20 protein-coding genes and 1 tRNA gene are annotated in these 22,237 nt (G+C 64.9%); 9 read left to right on the forward strand and 12 right to left on the reverse strand.

What is annotated here, in order from left to right; genetic code table 11:
• Positions 1-172: 172 nt before the first annotated feature.
• Both UNPA324_RS24390 and UNPA324_RS24395 read left to right on the forward strand, forming a co-directional pair.
• Complete coding sequence (locus tag UNPA324_RS24390) at positions 173-1,036, forward strand: DUF1194 domain-containing protein (protein WP_141936317.1); 864 nt, start codon at positions 173-175, stop codon at positions 1,034-1,036.
• Between the two features lie 165 nt (positions 1,037-1,201).
• A complete protein-coding gene (locus UNPA324_RS24395; RefSeq protein ID WP_141936319.1) occupies positions 1,202-1,837 on the forward strand; it encodes a hypothetical protein in 636 nt (211 codons plus the stop codon).
• Positions 1,838-1,840: 3 nt separating this feature from the next.
• On the opposite strand, the gene UNPA324_RS24400 is transcribed toward UNPA324_RS24395, so the two are convergent.
• Positions 1,841-2,056, reverse strand: a complete 216-nt coding sequence (locus UNPA324_RS24400) for a hypothetical protein (RefSeq protein WP_181769501.1) — start codon at positions 2,054-2,056, stop codon at positions 1,841-1,843.
• 200 nt (positions 2,057-2,256) lie between these two features.
• Here UNPA324_RS24400 and UNPA324_RS24405 point away from each other — a divergent pair, with 200 nt between their 5' ends.
• The gene (locus UNPA324_RS24405; protein WP_141936321.1) at positions 2,257-2,874 is read left to right on the forward strand and encodes a hypothetical protein; all 618 of its coding nucleotides are present in this window, start codon (positions 2,257-2,259) and stop codon (positions 2,872-2,874) included.
• Here UNPA324_RS24405 and UNPA324_RS24410 read toward each other — a convergent pair.
• Together UNPA324_RS24410 and UNPA324_RS24415 are read right to left on the reverse strand one after the other, a co-directional pair.
• Complete coding sequence (locus UNPA324_RS24410) at positions 2,871-3,971, reverse strand: Acg family FMN-binding oxidoreductase (RefSeq protein WP_141936323.1); 1,101 nt, start codon at positions 3,969-3,971, stop codon at positions 2,871-2,873. The genes UNPA324_RS24405 and UNPA324_RS24410 overlap by 4 nt on opposite strands.
• A gap of 85 nt (positions 3,972-4,056) precedes the next feature.
• Positions 4,057-4,965: a GntR family transcriptional regulator gene (locus UNPA324_RS24415; RefSeq protein WP_246667206.1), complete on the reverse strand. Its 909-nt coding sequence runs from the start codon at positions 4,963-4,965 to the stop codon at positions 4,057-4,059.
• Between the two features lie 90 nt (positions 4,966-5,055).
• On the opposite strand from UNPA324_RS24415, the gene UNPA324_RS24420 reads away from it, so the two are divergent.
• From UNPA324_RS24420 to UNPA324_RS24440, 5 genes are read left to right on the forward strand one after another with little or no spacing between them, the layout of a single operon-like run.
• Entirely contained in the window at positions 5,056-5,991 is a 936-nt protein-coding gene (locus UNPA324_RS24420) for a hydroxymethylglutaryl-CoA lyase (RefSeq protein ID WP_141936326.1), read from the forward strand.
• The gene (locus UNPA324_RS24425) at positions 5,988-7,202 is read left to right on the forward strand and encodes a CaiB/BaiF CoA transferase family protein (RefSeq protein ID WP_141936327.1); all 1,215 of its coding nucleotides are present in this window, start codon (positions 5,988-5,990) and stop codon (positions 7,200-7,202) included. The genes UNPA324_RS24420 and UNPA324_RS24425 overlap by 4 nt, the downstream gene beginning before the upstream one ends.
• 42 nt (positions 7,203-7,244) lie before the next feature.
• Positions 7,245-8,291 carry an ABC transporter substrate-binding protein gene (locus UNPA324_RS24430; protein ID WP_141936329.1) on the forward strand — a complete coding sequence of 349 codons (1,047 nt, stop codon included), beginning with the start codon at positions 7,245-7,247 and terminating at the stop codon, positions 8,289-8,291.
• Entirely contained in the window at positions 8,288-9,136 is an 849-nt protein-coding gene (locus UNPA324_RS24435) for an ABC transporter ATP-binding protein (protein ID WP_141936331.1), read from the forward strand. The genes UNPA324_RS24430 and UNPA324_RS24435 overlap by 4 nt, the downstream gene beginning before the upstream one ends.
• Before the next feature lie 2 nt (positions 9,137-9,138).
• Positions 9,139-9,990 (forward strand): ABC transporter permease, encoded by an 852-nt coding sequence (locus UNPA324_RS24440; RefSeq protein ID WP_141936333.1) that lies wholly within the window; start codon positions 9,139-9,141, stop codon positions 9,988-9,990.
• A gap of 3 nt (positions 9,991-9,993) precedes the next feature.
• Here UNPA324_RS24440 and UNPA324_RS24445 read toward each other — a convergent pair whose 3' ends face one another.
• The 9 genes from UNPA324_RS24445 to UNPA324_RS24485 all read right to left on the reverse strand — a co-directional run bounded on the left by UNPA324_RS24445 (position 9,994) and on the right by UNPA324_RS24485 (position 21,509).
• Positions 9,994-11,241 carry a class I SAM-dependent RNA methyltransferase gene (locus UNPA324_RS24445; protein WP_141936335.1) on the reverse strand — a complete coding sequence of 416 codons (1,248 nt, stop codon included), beginning with the start codon at positions 11,239-11,241 and terminating at the stop codon, positions 9,994-9,996.
• On the reverse strand, positions 11,234-11,968 hold the full coding sequence (locus UNPA324_RS24450; protein WP_164935906.1) for a TlyA family RNA methyltransferase: 735 nt from the start codon (positions 11,966-11,968) through the stop codon (positions 11,234-11,236). Before UNPA324_RS24450 ends, UNPA324_RS24445 begins: the two co-directional genes overlap by 8 nt.
• Before the next feature lie 39 nt (positions 11,969-12,007).
• Positions 12,008-12,562 (reverse strand): nucleoside 2-deoxyribosyltransferase, encoded by a 555-nt coding sequence (locus tag UNPA324_RS24455; protein ID WP_141936337.1) that lies wholly within the window; start codon positions 12,560-12,562, stop codon positions 12,008-12,010.
• Positions 12,563-12,773: 211 nt separating this feature from the next.
• The gene (gene dxs, locus UNPA324_RS24460) at positions 12,774-14,702 is read right to left on the reverse strand and encodes a 1-deoxy-D-xylulose-5-phosphate synthase (protein WP_128916800.1); all 1,929 of its coding nucleotides are present in this window, start codon (positions 14,700-14,702) and stop codon (positions 12,774-12,776) included.
• A 585-nt stretch (positions 14,703-15,287) separates the two neighbouring features.
• A complete protein-coding gene (locus UNPA324_RS24465; RefSeq protein ID WP_008132970.1) occupies positions 15,288-15,539 on the reverse strand; it encodes an exodeoxyribonuclease VII small subunit in 252 nt (83 codons plus the stop codon).
• Positions 15,540-15,613: 74 nt separating this feature from the next.
• A complete protein-coding gene (locus UNPA324_RS24470) occupies positions 15,614-16,543 on the reverse strand; it encodes a histone deacetylase family protein (protein ID WP_141936339.1) in 930 nt (309 codons plus the stop codon).
• A gap of 132 nt (positions 16,544-16,675) precedes the next feature.
• On the reverse strand, positions 16,676-18,331 hold the full coding sequence (locus UNPA324_RS24475; protein ID WP_141936341.1) for a bifunctional metallophosphatase/5'-nucleotidase: 1,656 nt from the start codon (positions 18,329-18,331) through the stop codon (positions 16,676-16,678).
• A gap of 279 nt (positions 18,332-18,610) precedes the next feature.
• Complete coding sequence (locus UNPA324_RS24480; RefSeq protein ID WP_141936343.1) at positions 18,611-19,369, reverse strand: enoyl-CoA hydratase-related protein; 759 nt, start codon at positions 19,367-19,369, stop codon at positions 18,611-18,613.
• A gap of 361 nt (positions 19,370-19,730) precedes the next feature.
• Positions 19,731-21,509, reverse strand: a complete 1,779-nt coding sequence (locus tag UNPA324_RS24485; RefSeq protein ID WP_128916804.1) for an acyl-CoA dehydrogenase family protein — start codon at positions 21,507-21,509, stop codon at positions 19,731-19,733.
• A 254-nt stretch (positions 21,510-21,763) separates the two neighbouring features.
• On the opposite strand from UNPA324_RS24485, the gene UNPA324_RS24490 reads away from it, so the two are divergent.
• Positions 21,764-21,838: transfer RNA gene (locus UNPA324_RS24490), tRNA-Gln, on the forward strand.
• The last annotated feature ends 399 nt before the right edge of the window (positions 21,839-22,237 follow it).

Consider the following 22,237-nt stretch of genomic DNA (forward strand, 5'->3'; position numbering starts at 1 on the left):
CGCACGAGCGTGTTCCAGCGGCGCAAGCGCGGCAACACGGCGGCAGCATTGCGCAAGGCGCGTGTACGCCTAAGCCGCAGATCCTTAACTCGAATGTGAAGCGCAGGCGATCTTCGCGCTTTGCGGCAACGCGATTGCATGTCACCATCACGTCATACGACGGGAGGCTGCGATGCGCTTGCTGTTCTCGATCGGGGCTGTGCTGGTGGCCGGCATGTTTGCCGGAGGGGACGTCGCGGGCATCGCGGCACCAGGACCAAAATTTGAATCGCCCAAGAATGAGCCGCAGCGGCCGGCGGTCGACAGAGACGCGCAGATGGTCGATGTCGAGCTGGTCCTCGCGGTCGACGTGTCCTACTCCATGGACATGGACGAGCTCGCGATCCAGCGCGAGGGCTATGCGCAGGCGATCCAGTCGAAGGAGTTCCTCCAGGCGCTGAAGCTCGGTCCGAACGGCCGGATCGCGGTGACCTATTTCGAGTGGGCTGCCTCCAGCGACCAGAAGATCATCATCCCCTGGCGGCTGATCGATGGTCCCGAGACGGCGGATGCGGTCGCCGCCGAGATCCTGAAGACGCCGATCCGGCGCGCCTCGCGCACCTCGATCTCGGGTGCGATCACTTTCGCGATGCCGCTGTTCGACGAGGATCCCTATCGGGGCCTGCGCCGCGTGGTCGACATTTCCGGCGACGGTCCCAACAACAATGGCGGCCCGGTCACGGTGGCGCGCGATGCCGCGCTCGAGAAGGGCATCGTCATCAACGGCCTGCCGATCATGGTCAAGGAGCCGTCCTATTCGACCATGGATATCGACAATCTCGATTTCTACTACGAGGATTGCGTCATCGGCGGCCCCGGCGCCTTCGTCATCACGATCAAGGACCGCGGCCAGTTCAAGGAGGCGATCCGCACCAAGCTGCTGATGGAGGTCGCCGGCCGCACGCCGGAGCGTCCCGTGATGCGGGTCGCCGACAAGGAGCCGCGCGTCAGTTGCCTGATCGGCGAGAAGATCTGGTCGGACCGCTGGGGCCGCTGAGGCTCCGGCTGAGACCTTTTGCCCGTCCGTCCGATGCTCGAGCTTAACGGCTCGTTAACCGGTGCGTGGCCCTAATCGCATGGTTTCTGTTCGTTTCCGGTCGGCATCCTGACATTGCCGAAGCGAACGAAAGCGGGTTTGTCAGGCCCGTCTCCGAGCAATCCAATGGCCATCGTCTCATCGAGCACCAACCAGATTTCGCCCGCCAACGAGCGGCTGTATCACCAGAGTGCTCTGGTCGGCGACTGGAAGGGCAATTGGGTGGGCAACAACCAGCCCGTCGAATTCAAGGTCGTGAACATCCGCGGCGCCCGGGCGCAGGTCGAGTACACCCATAACGGCCACACCGAGCGCGGCTTCGCCGAGGTCAAGGGCACGCTTATCAACTTTGGCGGGCTCACGGTCGGGACCAAGGACGGCAAGAACATGGTGATGCTGTTCTCCTTCGGGGGCGCCGGCAAGCAGACCGCGAATCTCGAGAAGCAGGACCCGCCGGTCTCCGACAGCCGCCTGATGGGAAGCTGGGGCGGCTATTCCAGCGCCAACGGCAAGAGTGCGAGCTTCAAGGTGCTCTCGGTCGATGGCAAGGAAGCCCAGGTCAGCGTCACCACCGACGGCGTCACCCGTAAGGGCACCGGTTACGTCTACAAGAATGTCATCATGTTCGGGCAGGCGCAGATCGCGACCGATGACGGGCGGAACGGCAAGATCATCTACCAGGTCGGCACGAAATCCTTCATGGTGCCGGTGACGAAATATCCGCCGGCCGATTCATCGTCCTCCGTGGACCGGACCGCATAACTTTCACGACCTCGGTCCACCGGGCTGCGTCAGTGCCTTCAACTGCCGGTCGACCTGTCGCAGGATCGCGCAGGCCTGTGCGAAGCCGCCAACACCGATCAATCGCCAGATCTCGTCGGATTGCTCCACAAGGCGCGGAATCGTCAGCGGCAAGAGGGCCGCTTCGTGCAGCGCGCCCTTTTCGTTGATGAGATAGCGTTCGTTGAGCGCGAACAGCACCTGTGCGATGCACGCGATCGATCTGTAGAGAGATCCCGCGATGTGGGTTCGGTCACCGCGCGCAATGGCGAGCTCGGCGTTCGTGCGGCATCGGGTTCGGTTATCGGGGAGGCCCGTGGGCGTAACGTTGGCGCGGCCGCTGCGCTGGCATTGATGATATCAGGGGAGTATAATCTACAAAAGTGTTGACGGTAGCTTCAATGTCCAGCCTCGCCCGTTCTCCCGTTCTTGCAGCTCTGCTCTCTGTACTGTGCCTGACCGCAGCACCGGCTCACGCACAGGTCGCGCCGCTGAGATATTGGATCCCCGGCGGGCCTTTCGGCCTCAGCGGCGGCGCCGGCCAGAGTTCCGATACTTACGGCAATTTCACCAGCTTCAATGCCGGCGATGCGGACCGGCGCGGCGGCGCGACCAACGGCTTCTTCGTCGGCAGTCAGCGCGGCAGCCTCAATTGGAGCGGTCTCAGTCAGACCGGACTCAGTCAGACCGGACTTGCCGGCAATTTCAGCGCGCTCTCCTATGACAGCACGCAGTTCGGCTACACCACCAAGACCGCGGGCGGCTTGCCGGTGACGTTCTTTGCCGGTTTCGACACGTTGAAATTTGGCAATGGCATCGGCAGCTCGGTTGCACCCCTGACCTCCGGCGCGGCACCCGGCTACAGCGCGTTTGCGGGTGTCGAATTCAAGCCGACCTCGAATCTCAGCCTGTCGTTCGGCGCCGGTTTCATCCAGCAGCAATCGGGGCGCATGGACAGCGATATCAACTCGTCGATGCTGCCCGGGGAGTCACCGGCATTGAGCGGTCTGCGTCGTTAGAGCTGCATCACGAGCTCCGGCGGACGCCGCAGCGATTTCGGCAGATCCGGGCCGGTTCCGAAACGCATCACGATATCGCACCGCCGTTCGCCGAGTCCGAGTGAGGTCGCAAATTGCGGCCTCAGCGTCGCCACCTCGACCGGTTGGTTGACGAAGGAATATTTGAGTCCCAGCGAGGTCGCCTGCAAGCCGAAGCGCTGGCAGGCGCGGCCGACAGCGATCCAATGCGACTTGTCACTGCGCTCGGCAGCGAGCACAACGACACCCGCGGAGCTGGCGAGCTGCTCGCGGTATTTCTTGTTTTCCCCGCTCTCGGTGAAGACGAGACTCATAAGCGGTCGCGCCAGCCATGACGGCAGGGAGGGATTTCCCGAGGCGGGCGCGAACAACCCGTCCATGGTCGCGAGCGCCTCCGCCTCGTTGAAGCGAATCCAGCTCACGAGCTCGCGCATGAAGGCCTTGTCGCGCATTTGCGCGGAGTTACCTTCGAGCACGTAGTCGGCGACGCCGGCAATGGCGGCGCGCTCGGTCATCAGGATGGCCGTGACGTTGGGTTCGCGACAGGCGTTTTCGAGCCGGCGCAAGGTCTCCGGCGCAACCGGCCTGCCGTCGAACGCCGCGCGGGTGCATTGCCTGACCGGAATCGCGGCCGCCAACGCTGATGCCTCCGGCGGGGCTTGCTCGAGCGCGATCACGATCCGGTCGCCGTCGATGACCGGGTCGGCGTGCCAGCCCAGCGTGGAGGCAGCGAAGATGAGGTTTTCGGCGGCGCAGCCAAGGCTGACAAAGAGGTGATGGTCGTCCGGATCGACGGCCGGACAGCGGCGCGAAAAATCCGGCGTAATCGCGATTTCGTTGCCACGAGCGGAGAACATCCACGGCTGGGTGTTATGGCTGTTGGCGGCGAGGGTGGCAAAGCGCACGAGCTCGCGATCCCGCGGCACGGTCCGCAGCGGAGCCCGTGACGCCGTCACCGCCTCGTCGTAGGTCATCGTTGTAGCAGCAGCAGAAGCAGGGAATCCGCTGACACCAGCCGCGGACAATCGCAGCGCGGTCGCGATGAACTGTCGTCGGTCAACCACAGGCGTCCGCTCCATGCCGTTGCGCAGGATACGTTTAAAGCAACGGACTTCAGAGCGATTGACCGGAATCAAAACCGGGTGGCGAATCCTGGTTCGGGTATCACGACAGACCCGCCACCAGCGGCCGTTGCAGGTGCCGGGCCATCAGGTCGGCCGCCTCGGTGTAGCGTCGCGTCTCCAGCACGTCGAGCAGGCGCAAATGCTCGCGCACATGCCGCCGCATGCCGTCGCGGTCGGCGAAGCTGCGATAGGCGAACAGACGTCTGATCGAGTTCACGCGCCTGAGCGCTTCGAGAAAGAATGGATTGCCGGCGCCGCGAATGATCTCTTCGTGGAATTCGCAGCCGGACTGAAAGATCTCGCCGATTGTCATCTTCTCGATCTCGCCTTCGAACACGCGTTGCTGGCGCTCGCGCAGGCGTATGATCACCTCCTGCGTCAGCGCAAAGCCGGGCTGCGCAATTGCCGCCGGCTCGATTACCGCGCGAAATGCCTTGGCCTGCGCCTGAGCTTCGGGACTTGAGACCGTCTCCGCAAAGCGCCAGCCATAGCCCGGCAGGCGCGCGATCCAGCCCTCGGCGGCGATCCGATCCAGCAGCCGCTGCAGTTCGGCGCGCGTGACGTCGTATCGGCGCATCAGCTCCGCCTCGGTGACGTCGGCCGGCAGCCGTGTTGCGAGCACGTCGCCGGCGATGGTCGCATAGACCTGCTCGTTGCGCCTGACCGCGGCGAGCGCGGGTTGGGCCGCGATGCTGGTTGGATTCTTCGCCAGCACAAAGCCGCGATGTGGCTCGCCGCGCGCCAGCCCTGCCGCTTCCAGCGCCTTGAGACCGAGCCGGATCGGCGCGCGCGAAAGGTCCAGCGCATCCGCAAGCCTTTGCTCGATCAGGCGGTCCCCGGCTTTCATGCCTTCGCGTCGGGCAAGCGCCATGATCAGGCCGGCGAGATGTTCGGCGCGTTCGGAACCGTTCTTGTCGCTGCGTGGTCGGGAACTGTCGGGTGCGCTCATTGCAGTGCACGCAAGTTTTAGGGCTTGACAGACTGTCCCACAGATTGTTCTTTGGTGCAACAATATACAATCGACGCAGGGAGAGAGCCGATGGCGCGCGCGCCCGATGTCTACATTTGCGAGGTTGCTCCGCGCGATGGTCTCCAGAATCTGGACATCTTCGTTCCGACCGAAGCGAAATGCGCGCTGATCGACGTGATCGCTGCCGCCGGCGTGCGCGAGATCGATGCCGGATCGTTCGTGCCGCCAAAGGTGGTGCCGCAGTTCGCCGACGTCGACGCGGTGATGGCGCATGCGCTCACGCACGAGATGACGGCCATCGGCGCGCTGGTCCCGAACCCGAAGGGCGCCGAACGCGCCATCGCGGCAGGCGTCGACGCCGTCTATTTCGTCATCTCGGCGAGCGAGACGCACAACCAGGCCAACGTGCGCCGCTCGGTCGACGAGCAAATCGAAGCATTTCGCGCGGTCCGCGCCGCGATCGACGCCCGGCCCGTGGGCCAGCGACCGCAATTGATGGGCGCGATCTCAACCTCCTTCGGCTGCTCGTTGGAAGGTGAAGTGAGCGAAGCGGCCGTGTGCCGTGTGGCGCGCGCTTTTGCCGAGGCCCGCGCCGACGAGATCGGGCTTGCCGACACCGTCGGTTATGCGACGCCAAAATCGATCGGGCAGATCGTCACGGCGGTACAGCGCGAGGTCGGATCGCACATGACGCTGCGGCTGCATCTGCACGACACGCTCGGCGCCGGCCTCGCCAATGCGGTCGCCGGTCTCGAAGCCGGCATCCGCCGCTTCGACGCCGCGGTGTGCGGCCTCGGAGGCTGTCCCTTTGCTCCCGGTGCGCGCGGCAACATCGTCACCGAGGACCTCGTGTTCATGCTGGAGCGCATGGGATTGTCCACCGGCATCGACCTCGATCGCCTGATGCAGACGCGCGAGATTCTCGCCCGCCATATCCCGGCGAAACATTTGACCGGACATCTGCACGAGGCCGGCATCCCCAAAGTCCTGCGGAGCGCGGCATGAACAATGCTGCGCGTGAGACGGCTTCGGAGCTTCGTCCGCTGGCAGGCGTTCGGGTCATCGAATTCAGCCAGATGGTGATGGGACCGAGCTGCGGCTTGATCCTCGCCGATCTCGGCGCCGACGTGATCAAGGTCGAGCCGCCCAAGGGCGACCGCACCCGCACCTTCAAGGGACCTGCCGCCGGCTTCTTCGCCACCTACAGCCGCAACAAGCGCAGCATCGCGCTGGATACGTCGACCGCGGAAGGCCAGAGCGTCGCACGCAGGTTGATCGAGAACAGCGACGTCCTGATCGAGAATTTCCGGCCGGGCCTCTTGAAGCGGATCGGCCTCGACTACGAGAGCGTCGCGGCCTTCGCACCGCGCCTGATCTATTGCTCGCTCAAGGGGTATCTGCCGGGGCCCTACGAGAACCGCCTCGCACTCGACGAGGTCGTGCAGATGATGGGTGGCCTCGCCTACATGACCGGCTTGCCCGATCGTCCCATGCGCGCCGGCGCCTCGGTCAACGACGTCATGGGCGGCATGTTCGGCGTGATCGCGATCCAGGCTGCGCTCGCCGAGCGGCAGCGGACCGGGCGAGGTCGTTACATCCAGAGTGCGCTCTACGAAAACAACGTGTTCCTGATGGCGCAGGCCATGATGTGCGAGGTGGTCAGCGGCCAGCCGTCGATCCCGTATTCGATCAAGGACAGCCCGTGGCCGGTCTACGATCTGTTCGACACAAGGGACGGCTCGAAGCTGTTCGTCACCATCGTCGGCGAAGAGCAGTGGGAGGCATTCTGTCGGGCCTTCGATCGCCAAACCTGGCTCGCTGATCCGCGCTTTGCGACAAGCAACGACCGCGTCGATCATCGCAGCTGGCTGATCCCCGAGATCGCGAAGATCTTCAAGCAATGGGACAAGGCCGATCTCGCCGCCCGTCTCGAGCAGCTCGATCTGCCCTACGCGCCGGTGAACAAGCCCGGCGATCTCTTCGATGATCCGCATCTCAACCAGTCGGGCGGCCTGACCGACATTCGTCTGCCTGACGGCAGAGAGGCCAAGACGCCGCTGTTGCCGATTTCGATGGACGGAAGGCGCCTGCCCAACCGCTACGATCCACCTGGGATCGGCGAGCACAGCGACGAGATCCTGAGCGAGATCGGCATGTCGTCGAATGAGATCGAAGCGCTGCGACAAGCAGGGACGGTCAAGGTCGCGCCGTCCTGATCGGTCGGCGCTATCGAACAAGAACCAGGGGAGGAGGAGCACATGAGCATCACCAGGCGCCAGGCGCTGATCGCGGGCTCCGCATGGGCCGGCGCATCGCTGCTGCCGGGACAATTGCGCGCCGAGGCCAAGCAGGTCTCGCTCGCTTTCGGACCGGTATCGCCGGTCTACGCCATCGGCATGATTGCGGAGCTGAAGGGGTACTTCAAAGACGAAGGGCTCGATTCCAAGCTCGTCACCGGCAATGCCGGCACATTCGGTCGCCAGACGCTGGCGGCAGGGCAGGCGCTGTTTGCCCATGGCGATGCCAGCCACCCGCTCCAGCTCGGTGCGCGCGGCAAGCCCTGCAAGATCCTGCTCGCGACCGAGATGGTGTGCTCCTACGCCAACATCATGGTCCGGCAGGACCTCTACGGCAGCGGCATCAATTCGGTCGAGAAGCTCGCCGACTACAAGCGCCCCGATGGCGCCAAGCCGATCGTCGCCGCGACCGCGATCGGGTCCGGCACCTGGGTGTTCGGCACTTATGTGTTCGAAGCGCGCGGGCTGGGCAGCAAGGTGAATTGGGTCGCCGGCGGCGGGCCCAACACGATGTTCCCTTCGCTCCAGACCAAGCAGTTCGACGCCATCATGGCGCCGCCGAGCTGGATCGTCGAGGTCGAGAAGAAGGGCTTCGGCAGGACGATTTACGACACGTCCAAGCCGGGCGTGTTCGAGAAGGATTTCGGCGGGACGCTGCCGGTTCTGGTGATCTACACGCTCCAGGACACGGTCGAGCAGGACAAGGCGATGGTGCAGGCCTATGTCAACGCGATCTACCGCGCCATGGCCTTCGTGAAGGCGACGCCGCTCGCGGAAGTACAGGCGCTGGTCACGCCGAAATATTTCTCAGGGATCGATCCCGACGCGGTCAGTGCCGAACTCGGCTTCGACAAGTCGACCTGGGCCTACGACGGTGTCATCGACAAGGCCGCGTTCGAACGCGGCGCCAAGGCCTGGTACCGCAAGGGCACGGATATTCCCGAGACCAAATACGAGGATGTCGTCGATATGAGCTTCCTCCAGGCGGCCAGGGCGAAATACAAATGATCGCCGCGCCAGGTCAGGGCCTTGCGATCGCGCGCGAGGAGGATCGAACATCGGCGGCGCGCACCCGCATCGCCGTGCAGCGTCTTGTCAAGCGCTTCAACGCGTCCGGCCGCGAGTTCGTGGCGGTGGATAACGTCTCCTTCGAGGTCAAGCAGGGCGAGTTCGTTGCGCTGCTCGGTCCATCCGGCTGCGGCAAGAGCACCATCCTCAACATGGTCGCGGGGCTGCTGCCGCGCTCCGGCGGACGCATCCTGATCGACCAGGACACGGTCGAGACCGGCAAGGTCAACCCCAGGGTCGGCTACGTCTTCCAGCGCGATACGCTGTTTCCCTGGCGCACCGTGGAGCAGAACATCGGCTACGGGCTGGAGATCGCCGGATTGCCCAAGACTGAGCGCACGGGGCGCGTTGCTTCGGCCGTCGAGAAGGCTGGTCTCTCGGGTTTTGGGCAGAGCTTTCCGCGCATGCTGTCCGGCGGCATGCGCCAGCGCGTCGCCTTGATGCGCACGCTGATCCTCGAGCCTGAGATCCTGCTGATGGACGAGCCATTCGGCGCGCTCGACACCCACACCAAGCTGGAAATGCACAAGACGCTGCTGGAGATCTGGGAACGCGAGCGGCAGACCGTGCTGTTCGTGACGCACGATCTCGGCGAAGCCTTGACCTTGGCGAGCCGCATCATCCTGCTCTCGGCGCGGCCCGGACGTCTCAAGGAAGACTTCGACGTCGCCATCCCGCGTCCGCGCGACCCCGTTTCCGTGCGCGAGACCGCCGAATTCGGCCGCCTCTATTCGCACGTCTGGCATTCCCTCGGCGAAGAGTTCCGCCGCACCAGGGCTGACTAACCATGTCCAACAGCCGCGCCGTCATCCTGTTCTGGCAACTGGCCATTCTCGCAGCTATTCTCGTCGTCTGGCAGTGGGGCTTCGAGTGGAGCAGGGCGCTGCTGCCGAAGGCCTACGTGCCGAAGATCCTCGATCCTTATTTCGTCGCGAAGCCGTCGCTGATCTGGCAGAGTTTTTTGCGGCTCGGCTGCTTCGCCGATGCAGGCGGCTTCGCCACCTGCATCAAGAGCAACGACAACAATCTGTGGCTCGCCACGCTCGTCACCTTGAAGAACACCTGGTGGGGCTTTCTATTCGGCGCGGCGAGCGGCATCGCGGCGGGCCTCGTCCTCGGCCGTTCGGATTTCCTTGCCCGCGTGTTCGGGCCCTACGTCGTGGCGCTCAACTCGATACCGCGCATTGCGCTGGTACCGCTCGTCATCCTGATCTTCGGCCTCGGCGACCTCTCCAAGATCGCCACCGCCTGGCTCGTCGTCTTCTTCGTGGTGTTCTTCAACACCTTCGAAGGGACGCGTGCGGTCGACCGCGACCAGATCGCCGCTGCCCGTCTGCTCGGCGCCAGCGAATTCACCGTGCTGCGCACCGTCGTGATCCCGTCCGCGCTAGCCTGGGTGTTCGCTTCGCTGCTACCGGCCGTATCTTTTGCGCTGATCGGCGTCATCGTCGGCGAGTTCATCGGCGCCGAGCGCGGCCTCGGCAAGCTCATCATCGAAGCCGAGGCGCGGGCCAATGCCAGCGAGATGATGGTTGCCATCTTCGTCATGATGTTCGTCGGCATCCTGCTCGCGATCGCGGTGCGCTCGCTGCAATCCTATCTGCTGCGATGGCAGCCGCAATTTGAGCCGTCGGCGTAGAAGTCATCGGCTGAACCGCGCCACCAGCTCCACATGCGGCGTGTGGCGGAACTGATCGACCGGCACCACCGCCTCCAGCCGGTAGCCGCCGTCGATCAGCAGTCGCGCGTCGCGAGCGAAGGTCGCGACATTGCAGGACACCGCGACCACCACGGGCACTTTGCTTGCAGCGAGCTTCAGGGCCTGCGCCTGCGCGCCCTGGCGCGGCGGATCAAAGACCACGGCGTCGAAGTCGCGCAGCTCCTGCGGCACCAGGGGGCGGCGAAACAGGTCGCGCGATTCGCACTTGATCGGTTTCAGGCCTGGTGTGCGCGCTGCTTTCGCCAGTGCTGCGACGGCGCCGGCGTCGCTGTCGTACGCGGTGATGCGCGCCTTCTCGGCGAGCCGTAGCGCGAACGGGCCGACGCCGCAGAACAGATCAGCGACCTCCTTGGCCTTGCCGACGCGTTCGACAACGAGTGCGGCCAGCGTGTCTTCGCCCGCGACGGTTGCCTGCAGGAATGAGCCCGGCGGCAGCGTCACCTCGGCGCGGCCCATCTTCACAATTGGCGGCAAGCGTTGCAGCACCAGCTCGCCATGCCGCGTCAGCCGTGCCAGGCGATGCTGCTCGGCGACGCGCGACAGCGCAGTGACCAGCGGCGTCGGCAGCGGCCCGGAGCCGCGCACGTCGATATCGAGGCCGTTGGCGGTGGCGGTAACCTGGATGTCGAGCGGCTTGGTCACCGGCATCTTCGACGTCAGCGGTTCGGCGATCGCCCAGGCGGCATCGAGCGCGCCGTCGAGCGCGGGATCGAGGATCGGGCAGCGATCAATGGGAATGACGTCGTGCGAGCTCGTCGCGGAGAAACCGACCTTGAGGATGTCGTGCGTGCCGAACCGGCCGTGCAGGGTGATGCGCCGGCGGCCGGCGCCGTGGGCGTCGACCAGCGGCGCCACCTCACAATCGATGCCGGCCTGTGCCAGCGTCTCCACCACGATGCCGCGCTTCCAGGCGTGATAGGGCTCTGCCGCCCAGTGCTGGATCGCGCAGCCGCCGCAGACGCCGAAATGCGGGCAGAACGGTTCGATGCGTTCCGGGCTTGCGACCTCCACCGCGAGCAGCTTGCGGCGGTCGGGATGATGCCCCACGACGTGGTCGACCTCGACGGTCTCGCCGCCGAGCGTGTAGGGCACGTAGATCGCATCGCCCGCGGTGAGGCAAACGCCGTCGCCGCGATGACCGACATGATCGATGGTCAGACGCTCAACCACGGCGCGCGCCCAGGAAGAATTCGATATTGCCGTCACCGCCCGCGATCGAGGAGGGAAAGACCTCGATATCGGTGCAGCCGAGCGACGCGGCAAAGGCCGCGATGTCGTCGCAGATCTCCTGGTGCACGGCGGCGTCGCGGACGATGCCCTTCTTGTTGTGCTTCCTGTCAGCCTCGAATTGCGGCTTGATCAGCGCCAGCAGGCTCATCGGCGCGGCGGCGAGGGACAGTGCCACCGGCAGCACCGTCTTGAGCGAGATGAAGCTGACGTCGATGACGACGACATCGGGCCGCGCCGGCAGCCGCTTGCCGTCGTAGCTGCGGATGTCGGTCTCCTCCATCGACACGATCTTGGGATGATCGCGCAGCGAGGGATGCAGCTGGCTGGTGCCGACGTCGATGGCGAACACCAGGCTCGCGCCGTTGGCCAGCAGCACCTCGGTGAAGCCGCCCGTGGACGCGCCGACGTCGAGGCAGACATGATCCTCGATCTCGATTCTGTAGCGTTCCAGTGCGCCGGCGAGCTTGACGCCGCCGCGCGAGACGTAGGGGTGCGCCGGTTCGGCCTGGATCACGGCGTTCTCGGCAATCGTCTCCGACGGTTTTGAAACCTGCTTGTCGTCGGCCGTGACGAGGCCGGCCTCGATCGCCGCGCGCGCCCGCGCCCGGCTCTCGAACAGGCCGCGCTCGACCAGCAATACATCTGCGCGCTTGCGGGCAGGGGACATCACGCTCTCATGGTCCGCTTCTTGGGACGGTTGATGGGCTTATGTAGCCATCAATCGCGCGGCCGCCATCCGGACGCAAGCCTCGAACGCCGCCAGATCGTGCCAGACGTCGATCGGCATCACGGCCGGCGTCACCAGGGGGCAGCCATGCAGCTCCAGCGCATGGATCATCATGAGATTGTCGACGAGGCCGAAATCCTCGACGGTCAGCCCCTGCGCGTCGACCAGCCGCCCGTCCTCGGACGTCACGTCCATGAAGCGGCCCACGCGGTCGGCATAGGTGGCGCCGTCGTTGGAATAGGCGAGACAGAACTTGCGGCGCCCGGCCATGTAGCCCAGCTCGTAGACGGTGCCGGGATCGGCGCCGGCGCCGCGGAACGGGGTGAGGTTGGCGATGATGGCATCGGCCTCGTCCATCATCGCCTCGTTGCCGGAGAAGATCTGCCGTGCGGCATCAGGCGCGGTGAGATCGATGGCGTTGTCGAGGGGATAGAGGCCGGTGAGGCCACGAGCCGCGCAAATCGCGACCTTCCGTCGGCCGATCTCGATCGCATCCGGCAGGAACACGTCGGGACCTGCCAGATAGATTTTCATGCGTCAGTACCGGAAAATCTGGGTCGAGGAGCAAGCCGGAGGGTGCCCGGTCTGCTCCCTCCCCCGCTTGCGGGGGAGGGGTGGGGAGAGGGTGTCTCAGCTAGCGAGGCCCCCAAGAAGAGAAAACCCTCACCCGGATCGCACTGGACGATGCTTCGCATCGCCAGGAGCGATCCGACCTCTCCCGCAAGCCGGAGAGGTGAACTCACTATCAGGCCAACTTGACCGTCTCGGCCTTCACGTCCTTGCCGAGCGCTTCGAACACCTTGGCGACGATGCCCTTGGCGTCGAGACCGGCACGGCCGTACATCGCGGCGGGCGTGTCGTGGTCCTGGAACACGTCGGGCAGCACCATCGAGCGGAACTTGACCATGCCGCTGTCGAGCACGCCCTGGTCGGTCAGGAATTGCGCGACATGCGAGCCGAAGCCGCCGACCGAGCCTTCCTCGATCGTGATCAGGATCTCGTGGTCACGGGCGAGCTTGAGCACCAGCTCGGTGTCGAGCGGCTTCATGAAGCGCGCATCGGCGATCGTGGTGGAGAGGCCGTGGGCGGCGAGCTCGTCGGCGGCCTTCTCGCATTCGGCGAGGCGCGTGCCGAACGAGAGCAGGGCGATCTTGCTGCCCTGGCGGATCATGCGGCCCTTGCCGATCTCGAGCGGAATGCCGACCTCGGGCATCTCGACGCCACGGCCTTCGCCGCGCGGATAGCGCAGCGAGCTCGGACGGTCGTCGATCGCGACCTGGGTCGCTACCATGTGGACTAGCTCGGCCTCATCGGCCGCCGCCATGATCACCATGTTCGGCAGACAGCCGAGATAGGCGTTGTCGAACGAGCCGGCATGCGTGGCGCCGTCGGCGCCGACGAGGCCGGCGCGGTCGATCGCGAAGCGGACGGGCAGGCTCTGGATCGCGACGTCATGCACGATCTGGTCGTAGCCGCGCTGCAGGAAGGTCGAGTAGATCGCGCAGAACGGCTTGTAGCCTTCGGTCGCAAGACCTGCTGCGAAGGTCACCGCGTGCTGCTCGGCGATGCCGACGTCGAAGGTGCGGTCGGGGAAGGCCTTGTTGAAGATGTCGACGCCGGTGCCCGACGGCATCGCCGCGGTGATGGCGACGATCTTGTCGTCCTTCTCGGCTTCCTTGACCAGGCTCTGGCCGAACACGTTCTGATAGGCCGGCGCGTTCGGCTTGGCCTTGGCCTGGGTGCCGGTGGCAACATCGAACTTGACGACGGCGTGGTACTTGTCGGCGGAGGCTTCCGCCGGGCCGTAGCCCTTGCCCTTCTGGGTCACGACGTGGACCAGGATCGGGCCGGTCTCCATGTCGCGGACGTTCTTCAGCACGGGCAGCAGATGGTCGAGATTGTGGCCGTCGATCGGGCCGACATAGTAGAAGCCGAGCTCCTCGAACAGCGTGCCGCCGTCCATCATGAAGCCGCGGGAATATTCCTCGACGCGGTTGGCGCGGTTGGCGATGATCTTGGGCAGGCGCTTGTTGATCTGCTTGGCCGCATCGCGCAGCGTGCGATAGGTCTTGCCGGAATAGAGGCGCGACAGATAGGCGCTCATGGCGCCGACCGGCGGCGCAATCGACATGTCGTTGTCGTTGAGAATGACGATCAGGCGCGAGTTCATCGCACCCGCATTGTTCATGGCCTCATAGGCCATGCCGGCCGACATTGCGCCGTCGCCGATCACGGCGATGACGTTGTTCTTGCCGCCGGAGAGGTCGCGCGCCACCGCCATGCCGAGGCCGGCGGAGATCGAGGTGGAGGAATGTGCGGCGCCGAACGGATCGTAATCGCTCTCGCTGCGCTTGGTGAAGCCGGACAGGCCGCCGCCGGTGCGCAGCGTGCGGATGCGGTCGCGCCGGCCGGTGAGAATCTTGTGCGGATAGGCCTGGTGGCCGACGTCCCAGATCAGCCGATCGCGCGGCGTGTCGAAGACGTAATGGATCGCGGTGGTGAGCTCGACCACGCCGAGGCCCGCGCCGAAGTGACCGCCGGTCACCGAGACGGCATCGATGGTCTCCTGCCGCAGCTCGTCGGCGACCTGGCGAACCTGCTCGATCTTGAGCTTGCGCAGGTCGTCCGGCGTCCGGATGGTGTCGAGAAGCGGCGTTTTACTGTATGCGTTCACGGCGATTTCCAATTTGTCAGCCCCGGAAGGTCATTCCGGGGCGCGATGGGTTTGCACAATATCGGCGCAGCGCGAGTCCTAACCGTCGGAGCCACCTGCATGGGGCAAAGCCCCGTCTTCAAGCTTAGGTAAGCTTAAGTGCGCTCCGGTTCAGTCTCTGTGATCCCTGTCACTTAGATCGGCTTCGTCCGTCCCAAGCCAATTTCATTAGCAGTTTGAAGCGCTTGTCGTCGGTATTCAGTGCCCACGCAAGGCTTGCAAAAAGCCACACTCGGCGCAGCTTTACACCAAAGCTGGGGCCAAAGCCAACCCGCTGGACCGATTAGGGGTATGCAGATGCAACCGGCGGGCCAGAGTGGTTAACCGTGGCGCAGGACGTCTGGTTCCAGGCTTGCCTGGTGCTTGGTCAGGCTTTTTTGTGCAATTGGGGCCGATTCGGAGCCGGACAATTCCCGATCCACAGCAATGGAACCGCGGCCCGTCGCAGAAGCTGCGCCGTGCGATCCTGAAAGCAATGGCAGACGCCGCGCCCCTAGCGAAGACGTTCCATGGGAGTGCGATCAGAGACGGAGCGGGGACCTTGGCCTACTGGACGTCGAGCGGAGCCGTGCCGGTGGCCTGGCCGCTGGCATCAGTGGTGATCTTGTCGACGCGCGCCTCGGCCTGGCGCAGCAACTCCTCGCAGCGGCGCTTCAGCGCCTCGCCGCGCTCGTAGATCGTCACGGATTCCTCGAGCGGCACCTTGCCATCCTCGAGCCGCTTCACGATCGTTTCGAGTTCCTCGATCGCGCGCTCGAAGGTGAGCCTGGAGACGTCGACTTGGGTGTTTTCGGCCATATCCGTTTCCGATTGCCCGATTCGCTTCGCCCACAATGAAGGCGGGTTTTGCGGGCTTTATGTGGCGAGTGCTTTCAAGCGCCCATCAGGGCGCCGACATGCGCCGTAACAGATTCTTTCAGTCCTTGCAGGTCATAGCCGCCCTCGAGCACCGAGACAACACGTCCTCCGGCGGTCTTGTCGGCGAGATCCACCAGCTTGCGCGTCACCCACGCATAGTCCTCCGCGCGCAAATTCAGCGAGGCCAGCGGATCGCGGTAATGCGCGTCGAAGCCGGCGGAGATGACGAGCAGCTCGGGGCTGAATTTTTCGAGCTGCGGCAGGATCAAATTCTCGAAGGCGGAGCGGAATTCCGGCCCGCCGTCCTCGGAGGCGAGCGGCGCGTTGACGATGGTGTCGTGATCGCCGCGCTCGCTCTTGGCGCCGGTGCCCGGAAACAGCGGCATCTGGTGCGTCGAGCAGTACATCACGGTCGGGTCCGACCAGAAGATGTCCTGGGTGCCGTTGCCGTGATGCACGTCGAAATCGACGATGGCCGCGCGTTTGATGCCGTATTTGCGCTGCGCATGGCGCGCGGCGATGGCGACATTATCGAAGAAGCAGAAGCCCATCGGCTTGCCGATCTCGGCGTGATGTCCGGGCGGGCGCACCGCGACGAAGGCGTTGCGGTGCTCGCCCGCCATCACCGCTTCGGTCGCCGCGACCGCGCCGCCGACGCCGCGCATCACCGCTTCCCACGTGCCTGGCGACATCGACGTGTCGCCGTCGATATAGACCTGCCCACTGGTCGGCGCGATGTGGCGCAGTTCGGTGACGTAATGCTCGTTGTGACAGAGCGTGACGAGATCGAGATCGCCTTCCGGCGCCTGGTCGCGCGCCAGGAACTGGAAGCGCTCATGCGACAGCGCTTCCTCCACCGCACGCAGGCGATCGGGCCTTTCCGGGTGTCCCGGTGGGGTGACATGGTCGAGGCAGGCCTTGTGGGAAAGGAGAAGCGTGCTCATCAGGTCGGCCTCACAAGAAACGGGCTTTCGTCGTCGCTTGGCGCATCCGGCGCCAAAACGCAATGCAAAACCAATCTATGCCCTTGGGTGGCAATGGCAAAGGGGCGTGCGGGCCTGGTCGTTTGATCCCGATCAATTCACCCGCAGGATGCGGCTGGGCGGTAGCGGACCAATCGGCCCGTGGGCCCGGAAGAACGCGAACAGCGCGTCCGCGTCGTAACCGCCATATTGCGGCGAGGTGCCCTGTTTGGCGACGGAAAAACCGTCGCCACCGACGGCAAGGTAATCGTTGAGGGTGACGCGGTAGCCGCTCCCAGGCTCGATCGGCCTGCCGCCCAGCGTCATCTTCTCGGGGATCACGCGCTCGCCGAATGGCTTCGACGCATCCCAGGCATAGCTGAATCCGTTCGAGACCTGGAGGATCCGCGGCCGCTTCGGGTCCAGCCATTGCTGCTCGAGCATGTCCTTGAGCTGGCTGCCCGTCAGCGTCATCGTAACGAGGCGGTTGCGGAACGGCTGGCTGGCGAAGACGTCGCCGAAGGAAATCGCGCCGTTCTCCTTCGGCACGATGTCGGTGCGGATGCCGCCGGGATTGGTGAGCGCGATGACAGCGCTGCCATCCTTGGCGTCTTTGGTCGCGGCGAGCTGCGCATCCGCGATGACGTCGCCGAGCGCGCTCTCGCCGGCCTCGTTCGGTACGCGCGACAGCGTCTGGGTCACCGATCCGGCAGGCCGGTTGGCGATCGGCGCCGAGAGCCTGTCATAGGCCTCGATCAGCGCGGTCTGCTCCGGGTCTCTCGCCAGCGAGGCATTGGCGACGAGTACGTTCTCGCCCCTTGCGCTGACGATGTCACGCGTTGCAGGATCGAGCTTCAGGTCGATTGCGGTGACCAACGTGCCGTATTTGTCACCGCTGGTGACGAGCCGCCCGTCGATGTCGCAGACATAGGCGCGGTGAGTATGACCGCTGACGACGACGTCGACGGCGCGGTCGAATTTCTTGACGATATCGACGATCGGCCCGGTGATCGCAGGGCATTCATTGTAGTCGCCGGCGGGCTCGCCGCCCTGGTGGATCAGCACCACGATCGCCTCGACGCCGCGCGCCTTCAGCTGCGGCACCAGCGCGTTCACCGTCTCGGCTTCGTCGCGGAATTCGAGCCCCTTGATGCCGGATGGCGAGACGATGCCTGCGGTCTCCTTCAAGGTCAGCCCGATGAAGGCGACCGGGATGCCGTCGAATTCCCTGATCTCGTAAGGCGGCAGCACGCTTCTACCGGTCGCGGTCTCGATGGTGGAGGCCGCGAGATAGCGGAATTTGGCGCCGGTGAAGGGATGCGGGCCCTGGCAGCCGTCGACCGGATGGCAGCCGCCATTCTGCATCCTGAGCAGCTCGGCCTTGCCCTCGTCGAATTCGTGATTGCCGACCGAGGTGATCGCAAGCCCCATCATCGAGAGCGATTCGATCGAGGGCTCGTCGTGAAACATCGCCGACAGGAACGGGCTCGCGCCGATCAGGTCGCCGGCGGCGACGAAGATCGTGTTCTTGTGCCCTTCGCGTAGCTGCTTGACCAGCGTCGCCATGTACTCGGCGCCGCCAGCCGCCACCATCACTTTTTTGCTTTTGTCCTCGGGATCTCCGATGCGGATGCCACCCGGCGGCGGCCGCAGATTGCCGTGGAAATCGTTGATCGCGAGCACGCGCAACTCGACGGGGGCTACGGTCTGGGCCGCGGCGGGGAGGGCGAAGGTGAGGGTGAGTGCGGCAAGGATGGATCGGTATCGCATGGAACCAAGATTAATCGTTCCGCGCGAAGTTTTCACGAAGCATTGTCGTGAACGCGCCGCGGCCGGATGAGGTTTCTGTGCCCGACCACGGTCTCGTACGGTGGGCAAAGCGACTTGTCCGCCGAAGCTCAAAGAGCGAAGGCGGAAGCGTGCCCACGTCTTTCGCCATCATCGGCAGAGGGTGCGCACGGCGCAAGTGCGCCTTTGCCCACCCTACGATTCCGGACTCGCGGAGAAAGCTTTGATGCGTCTCCCGCACGGTGAGACGCAAAGTGCATTCTACCGCTTCTTCCTGTTCGCGAACGCGTTGAACGCCGCCACCGCTTCGTCCGATTTGAGCCGTTCGCCGAACAGATGGCCTTCCTGGTCGATGCGGCGGGTGAGTTCTTCGGCCGGCGCGCGCAGCAGCTTGCGGGAGGTCGCGATCGCCTCGGCCGGCAGCCGGCAGATCTCGCGCGCCACCTTGCGCGCCTCGACCTCGGTATGTCCCGGCGACACCACGGTATTGACGAAACCGGCGGCATGCGCCTCGGCGGCGGAGAAAGTCCGCCCCATCACCAGCATGGCAAAGGCGCGCTGATATCCCATCGTGTTCGGCATCAAGAGGCTGGCTGCGCCGACCGGCACCAGCCCGAGATGAATATAGGGCGCGGAGAAGGTGGCAGCGTTCGAGGCCAGCACGTAGTCGCAGTGGAACAGCATCACCGTGCCCATGCCGATCGAGGCGCCGTCCACCGCCGCGATGATCGGCTTGACGTTGAGGGCGAGCGAATAGAGGAACTTCGCACCTTCGGACAGCATTTCGGGGCGTGAGGCGTCGGCGTGGAGAAAATCGTCGATGTCGTCGCCGGCGGTGAACACGCCGGAGCCGCCGGTGATGATCATGCAGCGGATATCGGAATTGTTCTGCGCGGTGTCGATCGCGCGGCTCATCTCCCGGTACATGTCCTGGGTGATCGCGTTCTTCTTGCCCGGGCGGCGCAGGGTGATCACGCGTGTTCCGCGCTCTTCGGTGACGATGATATTGCCATTCGGCATGACAGTCCCCTGCACTCGCCGCGATGCTCGCCGCGTCGCGAGTCCTCGCCAAGCATCAGCCTACATCATCTCGCAGGCGTGCCAATGCGCTGGGTCAAGCTTTTCGGCGCCGTTCCCGCATGGCACCATCGCGCATCGCGACAATTGGCGACAAAAGTAAAGAAAACCGGTGGTTGCCGGGGGATTACCTCTCGTGCCCCGGACGCAGCGCGGCGCTCCCCCGGCGCTGCGAAGCATCGTCCGGTTCAGCGCTGTGCTGCAGAGCCGGGGCCCATATCACCGCGATAGGCTCTTTTGGCCTGGGTCCCGGCTCTGCGCAGCGACGCTAAGCGTTGCAGCGCGTCCGGACACGTGGAGCAGCCTACCCCAACAGCACCGCATCCGCCGCTGCGACCGATTCCGCGCTCTCCGTCACGGTGCGCTCCAGCGCGCCGGCCTGCACGGTGATGTTCTCGGCGAAGAAGCGCGCGAGGGAGACGTAGCGCGCGGCGTCCGTGTTGCCGTCGGCTTTGGCGGCGAGCGCCTCGGCGGCGAGCAGGCAGCCGCCGAGCGTGGCGCCGAACTGCTGCAGATAGGGCGTCGCGCCGGCCAGCGCCTCGTTCGGTGCGGAGGTCACGCGCTCCAGCAGCCATTTGCTGCTGCGCGTCAGCGCCTCCAGCGCCTCGCGCAGCTTCGCCCCGGTGGTGCCGAAGGCGGGGTCGTTGGACGCCTCGACCTGCTTGACGGTTGCCGACAGCTCGTCGAGCAGCGCCCACACCGAGGCGCCGCCATTGGCCGCGAGCTTGCGCGTGACGAGGTCGATGGCCTGGATGCCGTTGGTGCCCTCGTAGATCGCGGTGATGCGGGCGTCGCGGTAGTGTTGCGCCGCGCCGGTCTCCTCGATGAAGCCCATGCCGCCATGGATCTGCACGCCGAGATAGGCGACTTCGTTGCCGATGTCGGTGGAATAGGCCTTGGCCATCGGCGTCAGCAACGCCGCGCGCGCGGCGGCATCGGCTCGCACCTTCGGGTCCTTGGCGCGTGTCGAGACGTCGATCGCGACCGCGGTCGCATAGCAGATGGTGCGCGCGGCGGCGGTCTGCGCCCGCATCCGCATCAGCATGCGCTTGACGTCGGGATGGACGAAGATGGCGTCCGAGCCGTCGCCCTTCTTGCCGACCGCGCGGCCCTGCTTGCGCTCCTGGGCATACGACAAAGCCTGCTGGTAGGCGCGATCGGCAACGCCGACGCCCTCGAGGCCGACGCCGAGGCGGGCCTGGTTCATCATCGTGAACATGCAGCGCATGCCCTGGTTCTCTTCGCCGATCAAAAAGCCGATCGCGCCGCCATGATCGCCCATAGTCATGGTGCAGGTCGGGGAGGCATGCATGCCGAGCTTGTGCTCGACGCCGCTCGCAAAGATGTCGTTGCGTGCACCAAGCGAGCCGTCGTCATTGACCATGAACTTGGGCACGAGGAACAGCGAGATGCCCTTGGTGCCGGCGGGCGCATCGGGCAGGCGGGCCAGCACGAAATGCACGATGTTGTCGGTCATATCGTGCTCGCCATAGGTGATGAAGATCTTCGTCCCCTTGATGCGATAGGTGCCGTCGGCCTGCTTCTCGGCGCGGGTGCGCAGCGCGCCGACGTCGGAGCCGGCCTGTGGCTCGGTGAGTTGCATCGTGCCAGTCCATTCGCCGGAGACGAGTTTTTCGAGATAGATCTTCTTCAGCTCGTCGCTGCCATGCGCGTCCAGCGCCTCGATCGCCGAGGCCGTCAGCAGCGGGCAGAGGCCGAAGGCGACATTGGCGGCGCTCCAGATCTCGGTGCAGGCGGCGTTGATCGCGATCGGCAGGCCCTGGCCGCCGAAATCCTCGGGGCCGGATACCGCATTCCAGCCGCCCTCGGTCCAGTGCTTGTAGGCGTCCGGCCAGCCCGGCGCGGTCGTGACCTTGCCGTCGTCGAGCTTGATGCCGTGCTGGTCGCCGACCTTGTTGAGCGGCGCCAGCACGTCGGATGCGAACTTGCCGGCTTCCTCCAGCACGGCCGCGACGATGTCCAGGTCGAAATCGCCGTAATGACCGGCCTCCACGGCAGCCTTGAGGCCGGCGCCATGGTTGAGCGACAGCAACATGTCATTGATCGGCGCGCGGTAGGTCATGGCTCACTCCCGAGGACAAATATTGGCGCCGTATTCTCACGAAACGGGGGCGGTCTCAATGGCCGGAAGGCCGGGCGGGCGCCCGCCCGGATCCCTCCGGGTTTCTCTATAAGAGTGAGACGCGGCGGATCGCCGGGGCCGTGTGGTATTTTGACCCTCCAGGCGGTTGAAATGCCGCGCCCATCCCTATAGACCGGCTGCGACCGAAGGGAATCTGCGGGTGCCAGTTCTTCCGTCATTCCTCGGTCGCCTGATGGGGCGTAGCCAAGCGGTAAGGCAGCGGATTTTGATTCCGCCATTCGGAGGTTCGATCCCTCCCGCCCCAGCCAGCTCTCAAGCTGCTGAGTTCACTTATATAAGCAGCTCTATTCCCGCCAGTTTCTTGGGCGCGTTTGGAAATGGAGCTTCTAGTGCTCGGTCTGGACTCGAACTAAACGACCGTCTTGGCTTATCTGCGTGGGTCTCATCTTCCAACATATACTGCGGAAGCTCCTCGGGCAGGTCTGTTACGCCCTCATCGTAGTAGGGTGGCGCATTACGGCGAACAAATCGGCACATGGCGGGCGTCCCTCCCGCACGCGTGTGTGATGGGCTTGAGCAAACGGCGTGAAGTAGTTCACGAGCCGCAAGTATCGCCAGGGGTAGCGTGCGCGATCCTTGAGCTGCAGGCGTTGGGACATACGGTAATTGAGGCCCCCATGTTCGCCGCGTACCGCCAGACAGCTGCA

Origin of the sequence: Bradyrhizobium sp. UNPA324, from assembly GCF_006658635.1 — a bacterium.
GTDB lineage: Bacteria > Pseudomonadota > Alphaproteobacteria > Rhizobiales > Xanthobacteraceae > Bradyrhizobium > Bradyrhizobium nanningense.